This window comes from Sporosarcina sp. NCCP-2331 (assembly GCF_023707945.1).
Lineage (GTDB): Bacteria > Bacillota > Bacilli > Bacillales_A > Planococcaceae > Sporosarcina > Sporosarcina cascadiensis.
This window is the reverse complement of sequence record NZ_BRCD01000003.1, coordinates 66,810-87,256: the sequence shown is the minus strand read 5'-3', so window position 1 is coordinate 87,256 and position 20,447 is coordinate 66,810. Positions and strand designations below refer to the sequence as shown.

The window sequence follows — 20,447 nt, the reverse complement described above, 5'->3', positions numbered from 1 at the left end:
CCCGCCTGGTTTGCGCAATGACTAGAAAGCTCCCGATCCGCCGCCTCCTCCACCGGTTCCTCCGCCGCTGCTTGAACTGCTGCTTGGCGCATTGGACGATACATTTGAAGAAGCCTGGTTGAATGAGCCCGTCAGGAAGACCGGATTGTGAACATAGAAACCATCGCTGCCGTATTCCGAGCCGGATACCGATCGATGTGCCGCCAGCTGCTTCTGCGCCTCGGCAAACTCTTCGTAATACGCTTCCAGCTCAGGGTGCTGGATACCCACCCCGTAAATCAGTACACGGAAACGGTCATCGGTAGTTAAAGCATCCCATTTATTCGGCTCCATATTGTTCATCCAATCCTCCACTTGCTGCCATTCCTGAAGCATCAATGTGCCTGCGTAACTTCGCGGGCTGTAAAAAATCGCAAACAGCAGAGAAAGTACCGCAAGAACTATAGCAAATGTCATCAGCATAAACAGCTCATATACACCGAAAAAGATCGCGAGCGTGATGCCCGTTAATGTGATGATACTAAATAGGGAACGAATACCTGCACTGGATTCCTTCAGATCATACTGCTTTCGTTCGTTCAACAGCAACTGGCTCCACATAGTAAAGGACTTCGACCACTCCTCATAATTCTTCTCTTCTTTCGTGTATGCTTTCAGCTGTGACAATGTGAAGCGCGTGTCATCGCCGACCTGGAAAAACAGCAGCTTGATCAATTCCTGTTCGTGGTCGAGCTCCGCATTGACGTCAATTAATTCGAATTCGTCATCGGCAATCTGGCGCACATTGCCTTTACGCACCAGATCGAGAAGCGCGGCTGACATAAGTTCAACAGTCGCTGCTCCCTTTTTAAATAAAATAGTCGCCGGCAGACTGATGTCATAAGACGGAACAAAGAAACCGCTCGATGCGATTTGCGATTTCACTTCCCGAATGTAACGCTTTCTCCTGAGGCCGGCAAATAGGCTGGCCATTGCAACACTCAGTGCACTGACGCCAAGGACAATTCCCCCAATAAAGTTTGTCTTCTCTTTATTGGCCGCAAATTGCGCCCGCTCAATTTCCTGCAGCTGCAGATCCGCTCTGACAGCCGGCCGGACTTTTCTGTCCACCGCAGTCATCGCAGGAAATAGCGATGGTTCATATACGACACGGATATCGCCATTCGTTCCTTCTGCAACTTCACCGAGCGCAAATAGTACACTTCCGTCATCTTGCAGGGATCCTTTTTCTTCTGCACTGTTATACCCTGCGAACAGCACATCATGAGCCCGATCAGGCGGCATAATTGTAATTGTCATATTGCCATAGTCTGTTTCATTACGTTTGTCGAAAAATGGCCAGTAAAATTCTGCACCGTCTTCATATTTTGTCATGCCATCCTTAATTTCATAACGCAGATCGAATACATACGTGCCCTTCTTCCCTTTCCGCTGTATCCGATATTCATCTTTCTTCTTCTCCACATCTAACTTATTGCCGTTTTCAAAGGCCTCAAACCGCTCAATCGCCGACCCTTTTTTCGGCGCAATTTCCCGAATAATCCCTTTAAATTTCGAATCAAATTCATACGTATGCTTCTCATTCACCCGCACTGTGCCGTCCTGCTGCAGCTGTGCATCTATCTGCACATCCGGTATGCTGAAGTCGACTGCTCCGGCCGGTGTCGGGAATAAAACAAATGCCAGCATCGCGACTGTTAAAAGTCTCCACTTCATGAAAATCACCCCTTACCATGTCTATACGGTAAGAGGTGAAGGATGGTTTCAACTATTCTGATTACAACTTCATCACACGATACATATAATAGCCTATGGAACCAAAAAGCAGCACCATAATCCCAATGAAAATGGGCATATTCAATGATTCTGTCAGTCCCAGCGCGATATCAGTCATTTGCCATATGATAAAAATGAACAGCAAAGTACTGATGTTTTTTACGATATTCATGAAAATTACACCGTAACGATATTGGATTTTGACATTATCCGGCTTCAAGTTGATGTAGTTATATACATGAGGATATTTTTCCAAGAACCATAAGCCGACCCACATCGCAACGGCTATAGCAGGCAGCAGCAACAATTCGAACCTGGAGCCGAATCGATCCACTTCCCCGTCGGCGCCAAAATGAGCTGGGATTTGTTCGGGCAGCTGATTCCACTGCAAAAACAAGTAAAGCAGGCAAGCGACGAATAACGCGATGATCAATAAATCGAAGACTTTCGCCATTACGGGTTTGGCTATATTCATTTTCGGTTTTTCAGTCTGCATACCGCACCTCCCCTGTTTATGAAGCAGGTTCACTTGTCATTTCAAAAACGTCAAAGACATTTTCGCGAATGTTCAGCGACATGATCTTCCCATTCTTTTCGTAGAAATGAATGGCTCCTCTGCGATCATCGACCATCTCCGTCCAGCCCCATTCTTCAATCGTGCGCAAATAATGAGCAGGTGGATCTCCGTTTTCATCACCAATTCCCTGCAGTGTATATTTTGCAGCCTTCGAAATTTCATCCGTACATTCTTCCGGTTTCACTTCATAGGCATTTTTCGGCACAGGAAATCCCTGATTAATCACTGCCATACGATAGCCGTCTTCCTGACTGTAGACATTGGAGCATCCCGCCAGAAGAAACAGTCCCGTTACAGACAGCAGGGCCAGCAACTGTTTCATATCATTACCTCCCGTTTCACAACTTGTTACTCCAAGCGTACTAGGAAATATTGTCACTGTCACCCGACGTTTCTGTGACGGTTTCATCAGGCTGGTTATCGAAGTTTCTTCACGATCACGACTTTCAGATAATTGAACTCCGGATAGTCTCGGGGCGTGCGGAAATCCTTCGGCAAAGTTGATTCTTCAAGTACTTTGTAGCGGATATCCGTTTCTTTGAACGCCTGCTCAATGAAACCTTTAAACTTTTTCATACTGAAACTTGCGTTGTTCGTAGACGCTACGATAATTCCGTTTTTCTCCGTCACAGCAATTGCTTCTTTCATCAGCATCGGGTAATCCTTCGCTGTGCTGAACGTATATTTCTTGGAACGCGCAAAGCTTGGCGGATCCAGCACCACAAGGCCGAACTTCATGTCATGGCGCTTCGCATAACGGAAATAATCAAAAACATCCATCACTTTAATATCTTGCTGCTCATAATCAATGCCGTTGACACTGAACTGTTCAATCGTCTTCGCCACACTGCGTTTAGCTAAATCCACGCTCGTCGTTTTCGTAGCACCGCCAAGGGCCGCCGCCACTGAAAATGCTCCTGTATAAGAGAATGTATTCAACACTTCGCGGCCTTCGGAATAATTGTCGCGAATGGCCTCGCGCACATCACGCTGATCAAGAAAAATCCCTGTCATCGCACCGTCATTCAAGTCCACCGCAAACTGCATGCCGTTTTCCTTAATAATAATCGGGAAATCTCCAGGCGTCCCCTTAACAAAGTCATCTTGCTCCACGTACTGCCCTTGTGTATCAAAGCGTTTCTTTTCATAAACCGCTTTGTACTCCGCACGTTTATCAAGCACATTGTAAATATGGTGACGGAATGCATAGATCCCCTCACTGTACCAGCTGACCATATAATAACCATCAAAATAATCAATCGCCAGACCGCCGATACCGTCCCCTTCTCCGTTAAACAAACGGAATGCCGTCGTATCGGGATCCTCCATAAGCAAATCACGGCGTTGAAACGCAGCCGACATCTTCTGGTCAAAGAAATCAAAATCGATCTCTTCCTGTTCATTCGAAGTCAGCACCCAGCCAATTCCTTTATTCTGCTTGCCGTAATAACCCTTAGCCAAAAATTTATGATAGCGGTCCGTCAATTTAATCAAACTGCCTTCTTCCGCATGAACATCACTCATCACAGCATCCTTCAAAATCAACGGATAGCCCTTCTTCAAAGCCACTGTCCCCTGTGCATTTAACTGTATCTCCACTAATTTACTCATATCGTCATCCTTAGAATGTATTTTCCCTATTATCGCATGGATGAACCAAAAGTGAAAGGCGCCGGGTAGCTGCGACAGGCGTTGGAGGAATTACCGGAAAGACGCTCTTTGTCTTTTTGGTAATTTCGAAACGTCCCGAGCAGCTGGCGCCTGCAACTGGATGAATCAAAAGCGAAAGCGGCTTGGTAGGAGCGGCAGGCATAAGACGAACTGGACCTGAGGCGCTTTTTGCCTCATGGCCAGGCCGGCTTATGACCCGAGCTCCTAGCCGCTACAGCTAGATGAACCAAAAGTGAAAGGTGGCGCTTAGAGGCGACAGGCATAAGACAGACTGGACCTGAGGCGCTTTTTACCGCACAGCACTTTTACTTATGACCCAAGCTTTAAAAGCGCTGATCAAAGAAGCTGACGACATGGCCGGTAATTACTATGGGACTAGAGACGAAGAGACGGATGATCTCTTTGGCAACGTGATGTAATAAGCAATATGCTGCCCTTATTCACCTTCTAATAAAACATCAAATTTTGTAACAAAAACCGCATTACCTGATATTCCAACCTTATAGATTTCATCGCTTTTTGAGATATGTACCATTACCCTGCCGTCCTTCCCTATTTCCTGCCCCTGTTCTACGACAAGACTCATAGTTCCATCAAATAAATCCTTCTTTATATAGCTGGCAAAATAAGAACCCATCACGCCGGAAGCGGTTCCCGTAACGGCATCTTCGACGGTTCCTGAGTAAGGAGAAGAAAAATGCCTTGCATGCATATCGGCAGTTGGATCATAGGTTTGTAGACAGAACGGATGAAGTGATGTCTTCGGCATTTCTTTTAGAATTGAAGGAAACTGCTGATTATTAGGACGCATTTTCTTAAAGCTCTCCAATTTCTTGATGGGGATCAACAATGTCCATGTGCCCGTGCTGCCATATAGTATGGGAAGACTGTCATCAATATCTGATGCCTCTAACCCGATTGAATTGGCTAAATCTTTTTTAGACCCGTTAAACGCTTCAAATTGTGGAGGCGCTTGTCTCATTTCGATCTGTATTTCATTTGCAGTAGAGGTATGGATGTTGATCGGTAAAATTCCGGCTTTGGTTTCTATGGTTAATTCTGTTTTATTGCCTAAGAGCCCTTTTGTTATCAATGCATAGATTGTTGCCATTGTTCCATGACCACATAAATTCATTTCATGCCCGGGGGTAAAGAAGCGGATTCTCAAGTCGGCCACATCAGACCTTATCGAAAAAGCCGTTTCATTAAAGCCCACTTTAAAAGCAATTTCTTGCATCTCGGTATCTGTTAAATCGTCACCATCCAACACAACCCCTGCAGGATTGCCTTTATTCGGCTCTTTACTGAATGCATCGTAATGATAAACTTCTATTGATTTCACTTTAAATTCCTCCAATTAATAAATACACAGCAATTTTTTCAATCTACACCGCTGATCTTATCCACTACTTCTCCATTCGAAATATCCATATAATATACCAAATCTTCCAGCATGCCTTCCATATACTCCCGGTTATCCGTCAGAAGCCGGACTGCCCACACTTCGACGTCTTGATCCAGTTTCTTCGAATAATGAAAAGCCTTCACCGTTTTCGTATTGTACAATGTAAATAATCTGGAGTTGCTATAACCTTCCGCAGTTGCTGTATCAATGGCAATTGTTTCCGCTTGTTTTTTCGAAATTTCATTCGCATTTTGTTTCATCAAGCTCGGAGAACAGCCGAATAAAATCAAACTGCACAGCATAAAACCTATGATTTTCACCTTCATCATTCTCTCCAGCCAGCTCCCCTCCAAACTGTTCGACTATTCAATACACTTCATTATACTTCTTCACACCATACAAGGAAACGGCAGGCCAGCATAAACTTCTACGACTTTTGCATGCTCATCCCTTACAATAAAGGAATGATCACAACGAACAGGAGGAATTCTCATGAACATCATTCCCCTCGGCATCTGGGGCGGCTATCCGAAAGCGAACGGTGCGACGTCTTCTTTTCTTATCGAACATGACGGATTTCATTGCCTGATCGACTGCGGCAGCGGCGTGCTTGCATCCCTGCAGAACTATATCGCCTTGGAGCAGCTCGACGCCGTCGTCATCAGCCATTATCACGCCGATCATATCGCGGATATCGGCAGCCTGCAGTACAGCCGTCTAATCCAGTATTATCTCGGACAGCCTTCTCCGGTACTGCCGATTTACGGTCACGCGCGGGATAAACAGCAGTTCGCAAAACTGACCCACAACCAGCAGACCCGCGGCATCGAAATTAAAGAGCAACAGACAAAACAGATCGGACCTTTCACCGTCACTTTCTGTCCGACTGTCCATCCCGTCTACTGCCTCGCCATCAAGTTTTCAGTAGGGCATCAGTCCGCCGTCTTCACCGCAGACACTGAATGGTCGGACAAGCTCGTTTCATTCGCAGAAGGCGCAGACCTGCTGTTCAGCGAAGCCAATTTGTACGAAGAACATATCGGCGTATCACCCGGGCACATGGCCGGCAGCCAGGCAGGAAAACTAGCGAATGAAGCCAAAGTCGGACAACTAATCCTCACCCACCTCCCGCATCACGGGAACATAGAAGATATTTTGCAAGAAGCACAAAATGTCTTCAAAGGCCCCGCAGAGATTGCAGAGGTAGGGAAAAATTACTCTTTTTCATAACGGGTTCGGAACACGGGAAGAAAACATAAAATTGTATACCAACCGGGGACGCAATTCGCATATGAATTGGTGTCCCTTTTTTTGTTGCTGTATCAACGATGCGGTTTGAAATTCGAGCGAATCTGCAATGCCAAGAAAAAAATAATTCACAACATCCTATAATTTTGTCTGGTTATAAATTAAAGTACTAATTGTAATGCTATTAAATGTATTAATTGAGGATTGGAAAATTGTTTTGGAAGTAACTGTAAGTATTAAAGAGGACAAATAGTTTTGTGATAGAATAGGGGTAGTAAGAAGTGGGCTTGTTCAAGAAACGGGCCATTTAGTTTAAGACTGTTGCAAGAAAGTAATCATTAAGGGGAATACTATGAAACCTAAAATGAACAGAAGAGATTTATTAGACAACGACAATATATGGAACACTATTATAACAGTGATAAGTGAATGTGATTTATCTACTAAAGACACAGTTTTAAATGAAGCATTTATTGTTTTTCAATACTATTCTGAGCTTGAAAGTGGAGGACACGAAACTTTACTGAATTGGATTGAATCGTATATCGATGAGATAAGCATTGACATTTATTTAAACAAATTAATACCTACCCTCGAGAAAATTGGTGCTCAAGACTATGCAATGATTGAGAAAAGATATGGTCAAGAATTGTGGAGGTTGTACGTTGCTCTAGAAAATGATGAGATAGAAGAAGATGAATTTTATAATGTTATTAAAAAGGCTGATGACGAATATCACAAGCTTAACGGGATATTAGAGAATTTACTAAAAGCTTACTTTGTTAGTATTCATACTGATTTAATAGATGTAGTTGAAGATTAATCAATAAAGGATGCTATAGTACCTTCCGTAATCGGGCGCTTTAACTGAATAAAGAAGTGCCCTGAATTGCATTATCGGAACATTATCTAGAGTGGATTAGTAAAGTAATCAATTTTTTTAAAAATGGAGGGATTGATTAGAATGATGATTTTAGCACCATTTCTTGGGGCTATTTTGTCGGGAAGCATTGTATTGTTGATTACTTGGGGCTTAACAAAAAAAGGTTTTTCTGTACTTGTAAGAAATCTACCGGGAGTCGCTACAGTAATAGCTGCGATAATCCTATTTTACTTCGGCTTTGTAACTGTTAGAGGATTTGAAGGTGCAGCGTATTTAATTCTTGCTCTCTTTTTAGTTGGTTTTGCACTAGCTGCTTTTGTAATGACAAACGTAATGACAAAAAAAGTGGTTATCACAAAGTAATAATAACTTTTGTCTTTTCAGGAATCGCGCGCGATTGCGGGAAAGCGAATTGCATCCGTTCTGCATTCGGGGTGATATTGAAGATAGAATTTACTCACTCTCTTATTAGATTAACGATAAAAAAACGACCTAGCCGCATACTAATGGCCTGGTCGTTTCTTTTCTTATAAAAACACAATAACCGCTAAAACAGCAGCCAGCACAATCCGGTAAATCGCAAACGGCACCAATTTAATTTTCGAAATCAACTTCAGGAAGAAGCGGATTGAAATGAGCGAGAACACGAACGCGCTCAGGAACCCGACTACATAAAACCAGATATGGTCCATCGACATATACTCCCAGTTTTTCATTACAGACACAAGACTGGCACCTGCCATGATCGGCACCGCCATGATGAACGTAAAATCCGCTGCTGTCCGGTGATTCATTCCAAACAGCACACCGCCTGAAATGGTCGCGCCGGAACGCGAAAAACCGGGCCACAGCGACAGACACTGCACGAGTCCGACAGTGAATGCCTGCCGGTATGTAATTTGATCCAACGTCTGAATCTTCGGTTGTTTCGGACCAAATTTATCCGCCGCAATCATTAACAGCGCTCCTGCCACCAGTGCATAGATGACAGTTTCGATTCCAAATAAATAATCATCGATCAAGTCTTTAAATGCAAAGCCTAAAATAACGGCCGGCAGCATCCCGACAATCACATGAAGCAAATTGAAGCGCTCGCTCATTTTCACATCGCTGTCCACTTTATACAACCCGACAAGACTGAATAATCGCTTCCAAAATACCACGACAACCGCCAAAATTGAACCCAACTGAATGACGATCTTGAATGTGATCGCCGGATATTTCCCTAAAAACTCCTCTGTTTTCAGCCACATATTATCCACGATAATGAGATGGCCCGTTGAAGAAACAGGAGCAAACTCTGTCATACCTTCTACAAAACCTAAAATTAATGCTTTAATTAAATCGAATAATTCCATAGAACTCTCTTTCCGCGAAGGCTGCCCTTCCGCTATGCTATTTTCTGCTGCACGGCAGTACAATCATGACGCCGAGATCAGTGGATAAGTTTCCGCAATAACTTATCCACATGTGCATACTAAAATATTTACTTGCCTTAATGTACAGTTATGCACAATGTCAGTGGATAGTTTGTGGAGAAGTTCGTAATTTCTGACTATTTAACTCTAGAAATCTTCTTTATCCACAATATGTATTATAGGTTACACATATGCACACTATTACCGATCAATCCGCCAGCTTCTTCTGAAACGCATAAATAACCGCCTGTGTGCGGTCCTGGACTTCCAATTTCGATAAGATATTGCTGACATGCGTCTTGACCGTCTTCAGCGCAATAAAAAGTTCATCCGCTATTTCCTGATTAGACTTTCCTTTGGCAAGCAGCAGCAGCACCTCAAGTTCCCTTTCAGTTAACTCTTCATGCAGTTCATGAGTTTGTCCGCCGCGCATTTTACTCATCATTTTTGACGTTACTTCCGGCTCAAGAACGGTCTGTCCCTGCATCGTCTCCCGAATCGCGTCTGCCACCCGCTTGGCATTGGACGTCTTCAAAATATAGCTGACCGCGCCTGCCTCGAGAGCCGGATATAACTTATCATCATCCAAAAAGCTCGTCACAATAATAACTTTTGCTTCCGGCCAATTGGCAATAATGGCAGCTGTCGCTTCAGCACCGTTCATTTCAGGCATCACCATGTCCATCAAAATAATATCAGGCCGCAATTCGAGCGCCTTTTCCACGGCTATCCTGCCGTTCTCCGCTTCCCCGATCACTTCTATGTCCGGCTGCATCTGCAAATAAGCCGATACTCCAATGCGAACCATTTCATGATCATCAACCAACAATACCCGAATCATCAGCGGTCACTCCTCTCTCTATCGGTAATTGAACTTCTACAATCGTCCCCTGCGAAGGCACCGACACAATTTTACAGCTACCGCCGATTTCAATCGCCCGTTCCTTCACATTCTGAAGACCGTAGGAACCGCCCTTGCCGTCATCCTGCCTGAATCCTACACCGTTATCCTGCACACGTAAAATCGCCAGGCCTCCGCGCTCAATCAATAATACTTCCACTTCCGTCGCTTTCGCATGCCGCAATGTATTGGACAACGTTTCCTGCGCAATCCGGAATAAATGATCTTCCGCTCCTTTTGAAAGCTCAATGTCCTCCAGACGATGCGTAATATCGAATGTCACTTTTTCCTTTAATTCATTCAATAACTCTTCAAGCCCCTTGGAGAGCGACTGATTATGCAAAGCCGCCGGACGTAAATGGAGCAGGAGCGCCCGCATTTCAAGCTGGGCCTGCTGCACCATTTTTTCCACCTGCAGCAGCGGTTTCCGGATTGGTCCTTCTTCCGCCTGTTCTGCAATGGCAGACAACAGCATGGACGCCGCAAATAATTGCTGGGAAACTGAGTCATGAAGTTCTCTCGCCAAACGCTGCCTTTCTTGGACGATACGTTCCTGAATAATCTGATCCTGTGCTTCAGAACGTTCATCAGTAATACGCCGCAGGCTATTGCGCTGCGCGTGGAGTACGTCATATAACTGCTCGATTGAATGATTTATCTGTTTATTCATCTTTTTCGACGGAACAAATTCCTGTTTCGAATAAAGATTTTCAAGCTTCTGCTTAATAAACAGCTCTTTTGTCCGGCTGCTCGACGTCATCCAGACTGCAATCATCAGGCTGATCACGAAAATGGTCATCAAAAGCCACGCAGCCAAAGGCATTTCTGCAGCCTCTGTTTCCATCAGCATGATGCCGTAGCCTTCCAGAGTCGTATCAATAAATAAATAGAAAAATACAGCAACCAAACTGCTGAATATCAGTGTCAGAAGTATCGTACGGCTAATGATTGATCTCATTTTCTCCGCACCTCCACATCACCGATCCACGTAAACAGTGAAATAATCAATTCAGGGTCATTCGGCTGCTTCGTTTCATAGCCGTCCGTCTCCTGCATCGATTCATTCAGCAAACGGCGCGGTCCGCGGCCCAACACATTCGCTTCGCCATACAGCGTCGCATAATGAAAACGCACCGGAATATCGTACGGCAGATCAATAATAATTTTGCCGACACTCTGCCGAATCGAAATAAAGGATGCCCCTTTAGGAAGCACCGTATCTGTCACATCTACATGAATATTTCCGAACAACCCCTGCATATGAACGTCTTCCCACTCATACGCGGAAAACGGTGTGGACTGGACGGAAAACAGACGATTTCTCCATAGACCTTCCGAACCTTGCGCACGCTCTGTCCGCAGCGTACCGAAGATTTCATTGGAAGGCGTCCCTTTCCACATCTTCACCAACACATATACAATGGCAGCGAGAAAGAGCAGCCGCAAGCTCCAAAGACTCATCAATGCGAGAAAAATAAAAATACTGGCGATGATGACCGTCCATTTCTCACGTTGCTTATATCCATAATAGAAGAAAACTCCACCGAGAAGGAGAAAAATAATATTGCCGTTTCCAAGAAGCACGGATTCCACGAAAGCCAGCGCCAGAAAACCAAGCACGAGCATCGCCACTTTATTCGAACCATTGCCGTTCATTTCATTCTCCCCCTTCTCGATGAAGGAAGCAAAGCGCTTCCTCCTCTAGTTTACACAATTTCCTCTTGTTTTGCGCTGCTTTTTTCCAATGAATCTAACCGCTGCTCCATCGAAGAAGCAGATGACGCCGAACGTTTCGAACCGCCCAGATTTTCGATGTAGGAATGCAGGTCGTCGAGCGTCGAGAATAGAGTCTCCGGAGCTGCAAATCGATCCATCTTCTCCTGTGCCCGCGTCACGTTTTCCTTACCCATCAACTGCAGCTGGCGAACCCGCATATCTTTCACGCGGTGCTTCATTTCTTCAAACTTCCGCTCCAATGAAAGCAATTCATTCGTCGCTTCCTGAATGCTTGCAGACAGACGCGCCACACGTCCTTCATAAGCTTCCGTTTCCGCTTTCGCGAATGAAATCAGTTCTTCCTCGCCCGTTGCTTCTGCCAGTTCAAGCTGACGGCGGCGTTTCATTGCCATCAAATCCGCGTCCTGACGCTCCTGCTCCAGCTCCTGTTTCAGTCTTCCCTGACGTTCGAGCAGCTTGCCGATCTCCGCTGTCTGCTGCTGGGCGTCCAAAAAGTATTGATTCAGCTGCTCAATCGGGTTCTCTTTCCCCGTCTTCTTGTCCATCAAACTATTCAAATCTTCCTGTACCGTATATTTTAACCGATGCCAAAATGCGTTCATTGCCCATCTCTCCTTTACTTAGTCATTTCATTCCATTGGCGTTCGAAATTTGTGAATGGATCATTCGAGTCCGTGATATCCGGGTTCACAGTGCGCTCATTCCACTTGCGCCACACATAGTAGATCCCGATCAATGCGACAATACCGATGAAAGCGGGAATGTTCGAAATCGAGCTGATCAAACTTACAATCAAAACAATCATCCAAACCGCCTTCGCGAATGCGGATTGACTCTTTCTCCAGTAATGAAAGCTGACAAATGCGATAGCTCCTGACACTGCGAGTGCAATCATCGGGCCTATATTTATCCCCAGCGTAAACACTGCCGCAATTCCCAGCAGTACAAGTCCAAGTTTTTTCATGTGTATGTCCTCCCTTCATTTGTAACCTTAGTTTATAATGAATTCCGGTTTCCTCCGACGGTCGCATAGCGGATTTCCGTCTCAGACTTAAGGCTGAGAAGTATGTAGGGCTTGGTTTGGTGCGGTTATGAACGGGTTTCGCTCGGTCTCGTTCCGGTTTGGCGCGCTTCAGGCTGACTTTCGCTCTTTATCACATGTTTTTGGCGCGGTGGAAGTTGTTTTTCGCTCGGTCATCACCTGTTTTGGTGCGGCAGCCAGAAATGTGCGCGCAAAAAAACAGCCAGATATTATCTGACTGCCTGCATTCATCTATTTACTCTGGCCAACCCGTCAATCAGTCCGGCATGAATCCCTTCGTGCCACGCAAGAAAACTCAATACATCGTCTACCGTATACAATGTAATAAATTTGCCGATTTCAATAGGCGTATCCGGTACCTGCCCCAATTGCTCATCTGTCAGCTCTGAAATGAATTTGCCCTGGTCTTTCATTGCGGCAAACAGCTCTTCTTCCGACGGAGGAAGCTCCAGCCAGTCTGATGGGCTCGTGCCTGCTTTGAAATAGCCCGCCCATTCACGATGCTGTACTTCATAACTCTCCAAAGCCTGACTTAATAGATAATCGGCCAGATTATATATATGTCCGGCATTCCAGCGAATCGTATTAGAAAATCCTTCCGGCTGTCTGTCCCACGCGTCTTCATCCGCTTTCTTCAGCAAGTTTAATGTGTAGCCCCTTGCCAGATATAACTGTTGAACTGTTCCCATTTCATCCCGCCCCTTATATTCTCTATCTAAAAACAGCCGCGCAGATCAGCGGGCTGGTCATTAGGATAAGTCTGTTGGCTTCTCAATTTTCTTATGTTCATTCCATTGTCCGTGTGCTTCTTGGTTAAACTTCCGGTTATACTCTTCCTGATCACCGAACGGGAATTGCTCTCCTGGTTTCAGGTCATGATAATTTTGGCTTGGTGATTTATTCTGGCTGTATGCAGAAGGCTTATGCTCGCCTGTCTCATCCTGCGCATTCTCCCTGAATACAGCTGTTGAATCCGAATCAGCAGGATCTGCCAATGGAAGTGCATCCGGATCTATAACTCTTTTATTTTTATCTGACATGTCTTTGACTTTAGGTTCCAGATCTTTTTTGTTTGGGTATTTACCATCAATAATTGTCATCGTAACATTCCTCCTTCTAAAGATGTCATCATTTTGAAGAAACTCCACTCCTTATACATACCCCAATTCGCCGCCGCACAAACTGCTTCCTTCTTTAATTTAAAAATTCAGAGAAAGACAGGAGTTTCCTCCCGTATTCCCCTGAATCCATTTACCCAGCTGCTATATCAATGGTCACTTTGAATAAATCACCGTCGACTTCCACATCCATCCTGCCGCCGTGCAATTCAACAATCGACTGCGCAATGGCAAGGCCGAGGCCTGACCCTTCCGTCTGTCTTGATTCATCGCCGCGTTTAAACCTTTCGAATAATTCAGCAGTATTGCCGCCGATTTCATATTTCGCAATATTTTTCATGGTGAACCGTGCCTGATTGGCTGTTTTTTGAAGACTGACATAGACACGGGTACCAGGCAAAGAATACTTCAATGCATTGATCAGCAAATTATCCAGCACTCTCCATAATTTCTGTCCGTCAACGAGTGCATACACCGGTACTTCCGGCAATGAAATCCGCACGTCCAGGTTTGCATCAGAAAAATCCTCCGCATGTTCGGCAAATGCCTGCTGCATCAGCTGATTCAAGTCCACATGCTGCTTCACCAGCTCCAAATTGCCGCTCGCCATTTTCGATACTTCGAATAAATCTTCAATCAGCGTTTTCAGACGCTGTGATTTCTGATCGATAATCCCCACATATTTCGTCCGTTCTTCTACAGACAGCGTTTCATCTTTCAGCAAATCAGTATACGTAATGATCGAAGTGAGCGGTGTCCGTAAGTCATGGCTGACATTCGTGATCAGCTCCGTTTTCAAGCGTTCACTTTTCGCCTGTTCATTCGTCGAGATGCGCACGCCATCACGCAGATTGTTCAGATTCCGTGCATGTTTTGCCAACGGCGACTTGCCTTTGACCGGAATCTCCTGCGTCAAATGACCCGCCGCCATCGCGTCCGTCGCGGATAAGATACGATTTAAGTATGCTCCCCTCCGAACAAATAAGAATAATGCAGGCAATGCAACAAATACTACACAAAAAGCGTAAATGACAGCCAGTTCCGGAGCAAAAAATATTCCTACGAAGCCAATACCCGCCAAGAAAAAGATGATTAACAGTGAAAATAGCTGCACGCCAATTGTCCGATTGCTGAATAATTCGTTAACATTCCGCAAAAGTCCGGCTGCGTAACTGTCTTTCATCAGAGCTTCCACATCGCGTGACTGTTTCAGCGTTTCCATCAAAGAGACGAGCTGAAATGCGGTAAACGCTGCAGGCAGATAGCCGAAGATTGTGAAGATCATAATGTTTGATGCATACCGTCCTAGTGAATAAGGATATAATTCGTGAGGCAGGTTAAATGCAACAGATTGCAGATAGACAAATAAAATGGCGGCAGACAATAAGAGCAGCGCAATCTGCAAGTCTATTTTCAAACGACTATACTTTACGGCTTCCTTGGTTCCGATCACCCAGTCCTTTTTAAATTTCACCACTGTCAGCAGGGCGATGATTGCCAGTACGGTGAGGATCCAAAAACTATATAACAAGATTTTTTGCAAATTAAAGTCATGTACTCTCTGCTGTAATTCTCCCCCGGCCAATGCAGCTTTTGAAATGATAAGCGTTCCAGACAATTTACGCACGGGATTTTTCACTTGCTGAAGATTTTCTTCACTCAATACTATGTGGTCATCTGAAGCATACTCCATTGTCTGAGTGTTATAGTTGGCGCCATCTGGCAGAGAATCCGCACGGAAATAGCCGTTTACTTCATTATATACTTTCTTGAACGCTGCCGGATCGGAGACATCCCCTTTCGTGAAGCGTTCGCCAGTTTCCGTATCCACGAAATCATAGGCGACCGCAAACCCTCTTGAATAGTTTTCTTTCTGCAGTTCCAAGTAGCCGGTTAGCTGCCGTTCTTTTTCCTTCCTGATTTTCCGTTCCACATATTCATCATTATTGAAGTTTTCCTGTATATCCTCCAGCTTATTGTCACGTTCTTTGACAAGAGCCAGCAGCAAGGTTTCATTTTTATTTTCCTTCGCTTCCGCTATTCTCGTACGATATTGCCTCTCGATATTATCGAGCTGTTCAGCCAGTGTACCGTATTGGAAGCGATAGTCATCGATTTCTTGCTGTGTGACGATCAGTTTCTCCTTCGCTTCTTTCGGATCAATCCGATTCAATACGTTGACGCTTACATCTTCATAAATGGATTCTAATTGCCAGTTGAAATCCTCAGTTTCAAACCAGGTCTTGCCTGTATATTTTGGTCCGGTATAAAAAATTGACAATACACCGACCAGGGCAATGACGACTAAAGCCGGCCATAATGCGAACTTCAGCTGCTTTCTCATCAAATGACATCTCCTTTTACAATTCTTCCAAAGTAATCCACAGCCAGACTCAAGCGTTCCCATCCGTTTACAACTAATTCGGCCGCAAACGACGCACAATATAGGAGACTGACGACAGCAAAGGCAATAGCGATCAGTGACCAGACAATACCACTTTTATTTCTCGATTTTGTAGCCAACGCCCCACACCACCTTCACGTACCTTGGATTTTTCGGATCTGCTTCAATTTTCTCTCGTATTTTACGGATATGCACCGCCACGATATTCTCCGCATTGTATGCTTCTTCATTCCACACGCGTTCATAAATTTCATTGATAGAAAACACCCGGCCCGGATGCTTCATCAGCAGTTCTGTGATCTTATACTCAATCGGAGTGAGCCGAACCGGTGTCCCATTCACCGTCAGCTCCTTCGCCTCTTCATTGAGGACGAGTCCGTCAATTTCAATCATTTTCTGTCCTTCATATGTCCCGAGCTGCACATAGCGCCGAAGCTGCGATTTCACACGCGCCATCAGCTCGAGCGGATGAAACGGCTTCGTCACATAGTCGTCCGCTCCGACTGACAGTCCGTGGATTTTATCCGAATCCTCGACTTTTGCACTCAGCATGATAATCGGGATATTCTGCACTTCCCGAATTTTGAAAGTTGCCGTAATGCCATCCATATTCGGCATCATAATATCAAGAATGAGCAAATGTACTTCATTGGAAGCCAATAACTCAAGCGCTTCCCGACCGTCCTCCGCTTTCAGCACATCATAGCCTTCATTTTTCAAATAAATCTCAATTCCTTCACGGATTTCCTTATCGTCATCCGCAACCAGTACTGTAAATTCCGCCATTCCCTTCACCCCGTCTCACTTATGATTTTATTCTATCATCCAACTCTGAATAAAGATTCATGATAAGTATGAAGAAATTCTTAAGGTTTCATTGCGGCGTGATCATAGAAACTGCACAGTCGCTCATAAACCCGGGTTGAATGATCATAGCGCTGCTGCTCGTGATCATACGGCATTCACAGGTGATCATTCATCCTTCGCGAGTGATCATAACTGAATTCAGCTGCTCATAGCCACCGCATAATCCGCAGATAACGAGCCACACTTCTATAATGGAGGTGAATACAGTGCCGAATAAAGACAAACCGAAAAAGGATAATCGCAAAATGAGGGAAGAGTACGGCTACGGTTACGATCTCAGCCCCGATGATCTGGATGTGATCGGACAAAATGATGAAGCAAAGAAAAATAATGCAAATTCACAAAAAGACAAGAAGCGTGTGCAGACAGGCGACGACTACACTGTCAATCCATAATTTCTAAAGCCCGCGGATGCGGGTCTTTTACATAGCAGGAGATGGTGTTTTAGATGTGGAATTAATGAAGGAAACAAATAGGGAAGGTGACTTTCATTGGAAGCATGGCAACCTATACGATGATGAAATGTGAAATATATAGCCAACTTCTCATGAAACTCTCATTTTACTCACAGCGTCCTGTAAATCAGCTCCTTTAATATGTAGTTATGCAACAACCACTACTTATCCCAAAGGAGAGATTCATTATGAAAAAACAAATCATTTCTACACTAGGTGCGCTAATGCTGACAACAGGTGCGCTTCACGGAATTAACGCAGAGGCAAGCCCGAACAATACATCTAGCCACAAGGCTGCTGTTTCACATTACCAGGGCGGCTACAACAATCAAGCAGCGAAGATGGATGTTACGAAACTTCCTGAATATGCAACGATCGATTCAAATGTAAACGCATCTGCATTCAACTTTAGAGTAGTAGAAGATCAAAAAGTTATCCGTAAAATGCTGCTGAACGACGCACAGGGGCGCACGCAGTATAAAACGATATTCAATAAAACAACTAAGCAATTAAAAATCATCAACACACGCGGCGGCATGGTGTACAACCAAGTTATTAAAGAAAAGCCGGCTGCTCAGGCAAAACCGGTCAAACCAGCTGTGAAACCAAGCCAGCCGTCAACAGACTTGAGCAGCTACACTGCACGCGTCGTTTCCGATAACTACAATACACGCGTGACTGTATATACAGATGCACAAAACCGCGCGCAGTATAAAACGATTCTTGTGAAACGCACAGGCGCAGTGAAAACGATTCGTTTATAAAAGAACGTAAAAGAGCAGCCTGGACAATTTGTCCGGCTGCTCTTTTTCTATACTTGTTCCTGTCATACTGCCGCTTCCTCTAACAAGAATGTCCCCGCTGAAATCCCGTCACAGCTCCTGATAATCCCGCTGATATTTCCCTCCGTCTTTTACTTCCGCATGATACAGAGCTTTCAGAGCAAAACTCTTCTCCAATTCATGCTCTTTCATGATCGACTTTAACTGTCGGTTGAGCTCCGGGCTTTCTTTGACGAGCTGCAGCATTTTAGGCTGTGAGTATTGCATGAAAATCCTCTCCTTCTCAAGTTAGTTTCTCTAGTATAGCACGCAGACGCTCAGAATAATTACGTGAACAATGAAAATAGACCGTTCCTTTAGAAACGACCAGTCCAACTCATGTGCACTGCATAAGTTTTTGCTATATTTTCTTAAAGGAGTCTTTCAAATGAATGTCAAAGCACTGACCATCAGCGATATTATTGCAGCCCTCTTTACAGCCTGCCTCTGTCTGTTCCACTTCATAAATTCCTTTTGCTATCTAGCCATTATGATGTTTGCACCCTGTCATTTTTGGGTAAAATTACGTGTATATGCGCAATTATTCACTCTAACTGTGCCAGGCTATTTTTTCGCCCGGCATCTTTTAATAATACGTTCAGATCAGGAGGCTTTATGAAAAAGATATCCATTACATTTTATATTACGCTCGTCGCTGTGGCCTTAGCTGTAGGATATGGCGTCATAGCGCCAAAACAATTTGAAGGGGTCACTACGTCAGCCAAGAACTTTATTGCTGATTCATTCGGGTGGTATTATCTTCTGATTGTCTCCATGCTGTTTTTCATTTCGATCTTTTTGATTTTCAGCCCTATTGGGAGAATTCGTTTAGGTAAAGACCATGACCGTCCTCAGTTCTCTATGATTTCTTGGCTGGCTATGCTCTTTTCGGCGGGCATGGGCATCGGGCTGGTATTTTACGGAGCAGCAGAGCCTTTGTCGCACTATGCAGTAGACCCCGCCACTGCTGCCCCTGAAACAAAAGCCGCTTATAAAGAAGCAATGCGGGAAACATTTTTCCACTGGGGCTTCCATGCCTGGGCAGTCTACGGTATGACAGCTCTTACACTTGCCTATTTCCAGTTTAGAAAAGGGCAAACAGGTTTGATATCCGTTACACTGCGCCCGATTTTTGGGGACCGGGTAGACGGGCGCCTTGGTATAGTCATTGACGGTTTCGCCATATTTGCCACAGTATTCGGTGTCGCCACTTCGCTCGGCTTTGGTGCCGTGCAAATTAATGCGGGGCTTCATTATTTATTCGGCATTCCTGTCGGTTTCGTATCGCAGCTGGCCATCATCGCAATCGTAACGGTGCTGTTCTTGATTTCAGCATGGAGCGGTCTTGGCAAAGGCATCAAGATTTTGTCCAATACCAATATGGTCCTGGCTCTTGCACTGCTGCTCTTCATCATTGCGCTTGGTCCGACGCTGCTGATTTTCAATATGTTTACCGATTCAATTGGCGGTTATTTGGAAAACCTGATCCGGATGAGCTTCCGGACGGCGCCGCTTACTCCCGAGAACCGAGTATGGCTGAATGATTGGACACTCTTCTATTGGGCCTGGTGGATGGCTTGGTCGCCTTTCGTGGGTATGTTTATTGCACGTGTCTCAAAAGGACGGACAATACGTGAATTCATGATCGGTGTGCTTGTCGTGCCTACTGTGCTGAGTGCTGTTTGGTTTGCGGCTTTTGGTACTACAGCTATCGAAACGCAAAGAGCGGGAATCATTGATCTGGCATCCACTGCTACAGAACTGACGATTTTTGAGATGTTCAGCGGGCTGCCTTGGTCGTCATTCATTTCTGGTATTGCCATTCTGCTGATCATTTCATTTTTCATCACATCTGCAGATTCTGCAACATTTGTACTCGGCATGCAGTCTTCCTACGGATCACTGACACCCCCAAACAACTTAAAAATCATTTGGGGTGTTATTCAATCATCTATTGCGGTTATTTTACTATTCGTAGGCGGTCTGGATGCTTTGCAGAACGTCATCATTATTGCCGCCCTGCCTTTTTCCATCATCTTGATTATGATGGTCGTCTCCTTATTCAAATCACTGAAAGAGGAACGAAAGAAGATAAAGCGGCCGTAAAAAAGAGGAAACCATTTC

At 44.8% G+C, this 20,447-nt stretch carries 25 protein-coding genes; 7 read left to right on the top strand and 18 right to left on the bottom strand.

Annotated elements, in window-relative coordinates; translation table 11 throughout:
• Positions 1-21 precede the first annotated feature (21 nt).
• The 6 genes from NCCP2331_RS02780 to NCCP2331_RS02755 all read right to left on the bottom strand — a co-directional run bounded on the left by NCCP2331_RS02780 (position 22) and on the right by NCCP2331_RS02755 (position 5,758).
• Positions 22-1,716 carry a DUF2207 domain-containing protein gene (locus tag NCCP2331_RS02780; protein ID WP_251668342.1) on the bottom strand — a complete coding sequence of 565 codons (1,695 nt, stop codon included), beginning with the start codon at positions 1,714-1,716 and terminating at the stop codon, positions 22-24.
• Positions 1,717-1,777: 61 nt separating this feature from the next.
• Positions 1,778-2,272, bottom strand: coding sequence for a DUF1648 domain-containing protein (locus NCCP2331_RS02775; RefSeq protein ID WP_251668341.1), 495 nt, complete (start codon positions 2,270-2,272; stop codon positions 1,778-1,780).
• A 16-nt stretch (positions 2,273-2,288) separates the two neighbouring features.
• Complete coding sequence (locus tag NCCP2331_RS02770) at positions 2,289-2,675, bottom strand: hypothetical protein (RefSeq protein ID WP_251668339.1); 387 nt, start codon at positions 2,673-2,675, stop codon at positions 2,289-2,291.
• Positions 2,676-2,770: 95 nt separating this feature from the next.
• A complete protein-coding gene (locus NCCP2331_RS02765; RefSeq protein WP_251668337.1) occupies positions 2,771-3,964 on the bottom strand; it encodes a class I SAM-dependent rRNA methyltransferase in 1,194 nt (397 codons plus the stop codon).
• Positions 3,965-4,460: 496 nt separating this feature from the next.
• Positions 4,461-5,366, bottom strand: a complete 906-nt coding sequence (locus NCCP2331_RS02760; protein ID WP_251668335.1) for a PhzF family phenazine biosynthesis protein — start codon at positions 5,364-5,366, stop codon at positions 4,461-4,463.
• A 38-nt stretch (positions 5,367-5,404) separates the two neighbouring features.
• On the bottom strand, positions 5,405-5,758 hold the full coding sequence (locus tag NCCP2331_RS02755) for a hypothetical protein (protein WP_251668334.1): 354 nt from the start codon (positions 5,756-5,758) through the stop codon (positions 5,405-5,407).
• 163 nt (positions 5,759-5,921) lie between these two features.
• Here NCCP2331_RS02755 and NCCP2331_RS02750 point away from each other — a divergent pair, with 163 nt between their 5' ends.
• From NCCP2331_RS02750 to NCCP2331_RS02740, 3 genes are all read left to right on the top strand, one after another.
• A complete protein-coding gene (locus tag NCCP2331_RS02750; protein ID WP_251668331.1) occupies positions 5,922-6,659 on the top strand; it encodes an MBL fold metallo-hydrolase in 738 nt (245 codons plus the stop codon).
• A gap of 370 nt (positions 6,660-7,029) precedes the next feature.
• On the top strand, positions 7,030-7,500 hold the full coding sequence (locus tag NCCP2331_RS02745) for a DMP19 family protein (protein WP_114925431.1): 471 nt from the start codon (positions 7,030-7,032) through the stop codon (positions 7,498-7,500).
• A gap of 141 nt (positions 7,501-7,641) precedes the next feature.
• Entirely contained in the window at positions 7,642-7,923 is a 282-nt protein-coding gene (locus NCCP2331_RS02740) for a hypothetical protein (RefSeq protein WP_251668329.1), read from the top strand.
• A 164-nt stretch (positions 7,924-8,087) separates the two neighbouring features.
• Here NCCP2331_RS02740 and NCCP2331_RS02735 read toward each other — a convergent pair whose 3' ends face one another.
• The 11 genes from NCCP2331_RS02735 to NCCP2331_RS02685 form a co-directional block, all read right to left on the bottom strand.
• Positions 8,088-8,918 (bottom strand): undecaprenyl-diphosphate phosphatase, encoded by an 831-nt coding sequence (locus NCCP2331_RS02735; protein WP_251668328.1) that lies wholly within the window; start codon positions 8,916-8,918, stop codon positions 8,088-8,090.
• Between the two features lie 268 nt (positions 8,919-9,186).
• Positions 9,187-9,819 carry a response regulator transcription factor gene (locus NCCP2331_RS02730; protein WP_251668326.1) on the bottom strand — a complete coding sequence of 211 codons (633 nt, stop codon included), beginning with the start codon at positions 9,817-9,819 and terminating at the stop codon, positions 9,187-9,189.
• On the bottom strand, positions 9,797-10,837 hold the full coding sequence (locus NCCP2331_RS02725) for a sensor histidine kinase (RefSeq protein ID WP_251668324.1): 1,041 nt from the start codon (positions 10,835-10,837) through the stop codon (positions 9,797-9,799). Before NCCP2331_RS02725 ends, NCCP2331_RS02730 begins: the two co-directional genes overlap by 23 nt.
• A complete protein-coding gene (gene liaF, locus NCCP2331_RS02720) occupies positions 10,834-11,535 on the bottom strand; it encodes a cell wall-active antibiotics response protein LiaF (protein WP_251668322.1) in 702 nt (233 codons plus the stop codon). Before liaF ends, NCCP2331_RS02725 begins: the two co-directional genes overlap by 4 nt.
• A gap of 50 nt (positions 11,536-11,585) precedes the next feature.
• Positions 11,586-12,218, bottom strand: coding sequence for a PspA/IM30 family protein (locus tag NCCP2331_RS02715; RefSeq protein ID WP_251668320.1), 633 nt, complete (start codon positions 12,216-12,218; stop codon positions 11,586-11,588).
• Between the two features lie 14 nt (positions 12,219-12,232).
• The gene (locus NCCP2331_RS02710; RefSeq protein WP_251668318.1) at positions 12,233-12,580 is read right to left on the bottom strand and encodes a lmo0954 family membrane protein; all 348 of its coding nucleotides are present in this window, start codon (positions 12,578-12,580) and stop codon (positions 12,233-12,235) included.
• A 305-nt stretch (positions 12,581-12,885) separates the two neighbouring features.
• On the bottom strand, positions 12,886-13,347 hold the full coding sequence (locus tag NCCP2331_RS02705; RefSeq protein ID WP_251668315.1) for a DinB family protein: 462 nt from the start codon (positions 13,345-13,347) through the stop codon (positions 12,886-12,888).
• A gap of 60 nt (positions 13,348-13,407) precedes the next feature.
• Positions 13,408-13,758: a hypothetical protein gene (locus NCCP2331_RS02700; RefSeq protein WP_251668314.1), complete on the bottom strand. Its 351-nt coding sequence runs from the start codon at positions 13,756-13,758 to the stop codon at positions 13,408-13,410.
• A 151-nt stretch (positions 13,759-13,909) separates the two neighbouring features.
• The gene (locus NCCP2331_RS02695; protein WP_251668312.1) at positions 13,910-16,120 is read right to left on the bottom strand and encodes a sensor histidine kinase; all 2,211 of its coding nucleotides are present in this window, start codon (positions 16,118-16,120) and stop codon (positions 13,910-13,912) included.
• Complete coding sequence (locus tag NCCP2331_RS02690; RefSeq protein WP_251668310.1) at positions 16,120-16,299, bottom strand: hypothetical protein; 180 nt, start codon at positions 16,297-16,299, stop codon at positions 16,120-16,122. The genes NCCP2331_RS02695 and NCCP2331_RS02690 overlap by 1 nt, the downstream gene beginning before the upstream one ends.
• Positions 16,277-16,966 carry a response regulator transcription factor gene (locus tag NCCP2331_RS02685; protein ID WP_251668308.1) on the bottom strand — a complete coding sequence of 230 codons (690 nt, stop codon included), beginning with the start codon at positions 16,964-16,966 and terminating at the stop codon, positions 16,277-16,279. The genes NCCP2331_RS02690 and NCCP2331_RS02685 overlap by 23 nt, the downstream gene beginning before the upstream one ends.
• A 287-nt stretch (positions 16,967-17,253) precedes the next feature.
• Here NCCP2331_RS02685 and NCCP2331_RS02680 point away from each other — a divergent pair, with 287 nt between their 5' ends.
• Both NCCP2331_RS02680 and NCCP2331_RS02675 read left to right on the top strand, forming a co-directional pair.
• Positions 17,254-17,442, top strand: coding sequence for a hypothetical protein (locus tag NCCP2331_RS02680; RefSeq protein ID WP_309296354.1), 189 nt, complete (start codon positions 17,254-17,256; stop codon positions 17,440-17,442).
• 248 nt (positions 17,443-17,690) lie between these two features.
• Positions 17,691-18,266, top strand: coding sequence for a lipocalin/fatty acid-binding family protein (locus tag NCCP2331_RS02675; protein ID WP_251668306.1), 576 nt, complete (start codon positions 17,691-17,693; stop codon positions 18,264-18,266).
• Between the two features lie 108 nt (positions 18,267-18,374).
• Here the strand turns inward: NCCP2331_RS02675 and NCCP2331_RS02670 are convergent, their stop codons facing one another.
• Positions 18,375-18,551 (bottom strand): hypothetical protein, encoded by a 177-nt coding sequence (locus NCCP2331_RS02670; protein WP_194841211.1) that lies wholly within the window; start codon positions 18,549-18,551, stop codon positions 18,375-18,377.
• Between the two features lie 160 nt (positions 18,552-18,711).
• Between NCCP2331_RS02670 and NCCP2331_RS02665 the strand changes: the two genes are divergently transcribed.
• Positions 18,712-18,942 carry a hypothetical protein gene (locus NCCP2331_RS02665; RefSeq protein ID WP_251668304.1) on the top strand — a complete coding sequence of 77 codons (231 nt, stop codon included), beginning with the start codon at positions 18,712-18,714 and terminating at the stop codon, positions 18,940-18,942.
• On the top strand, positions 18,939-20,429 hold the full coding sequence (locus NCCP2331_RS02660) for a glycine betaine uptake BCCT transporter (protein WP_251668302.1): 1,491 nt from the start codon (positions 18,939-18,941) through the stop codon (positions 20,427-20,429). The genes NCCP2331_RS02665 and NCCP2331_RS02660 overlap by 4 nt, the downstream gene beginning before the upstream one ends.
• Positions 20,430-20,447 lie beyond the last annotated feature (18 nt).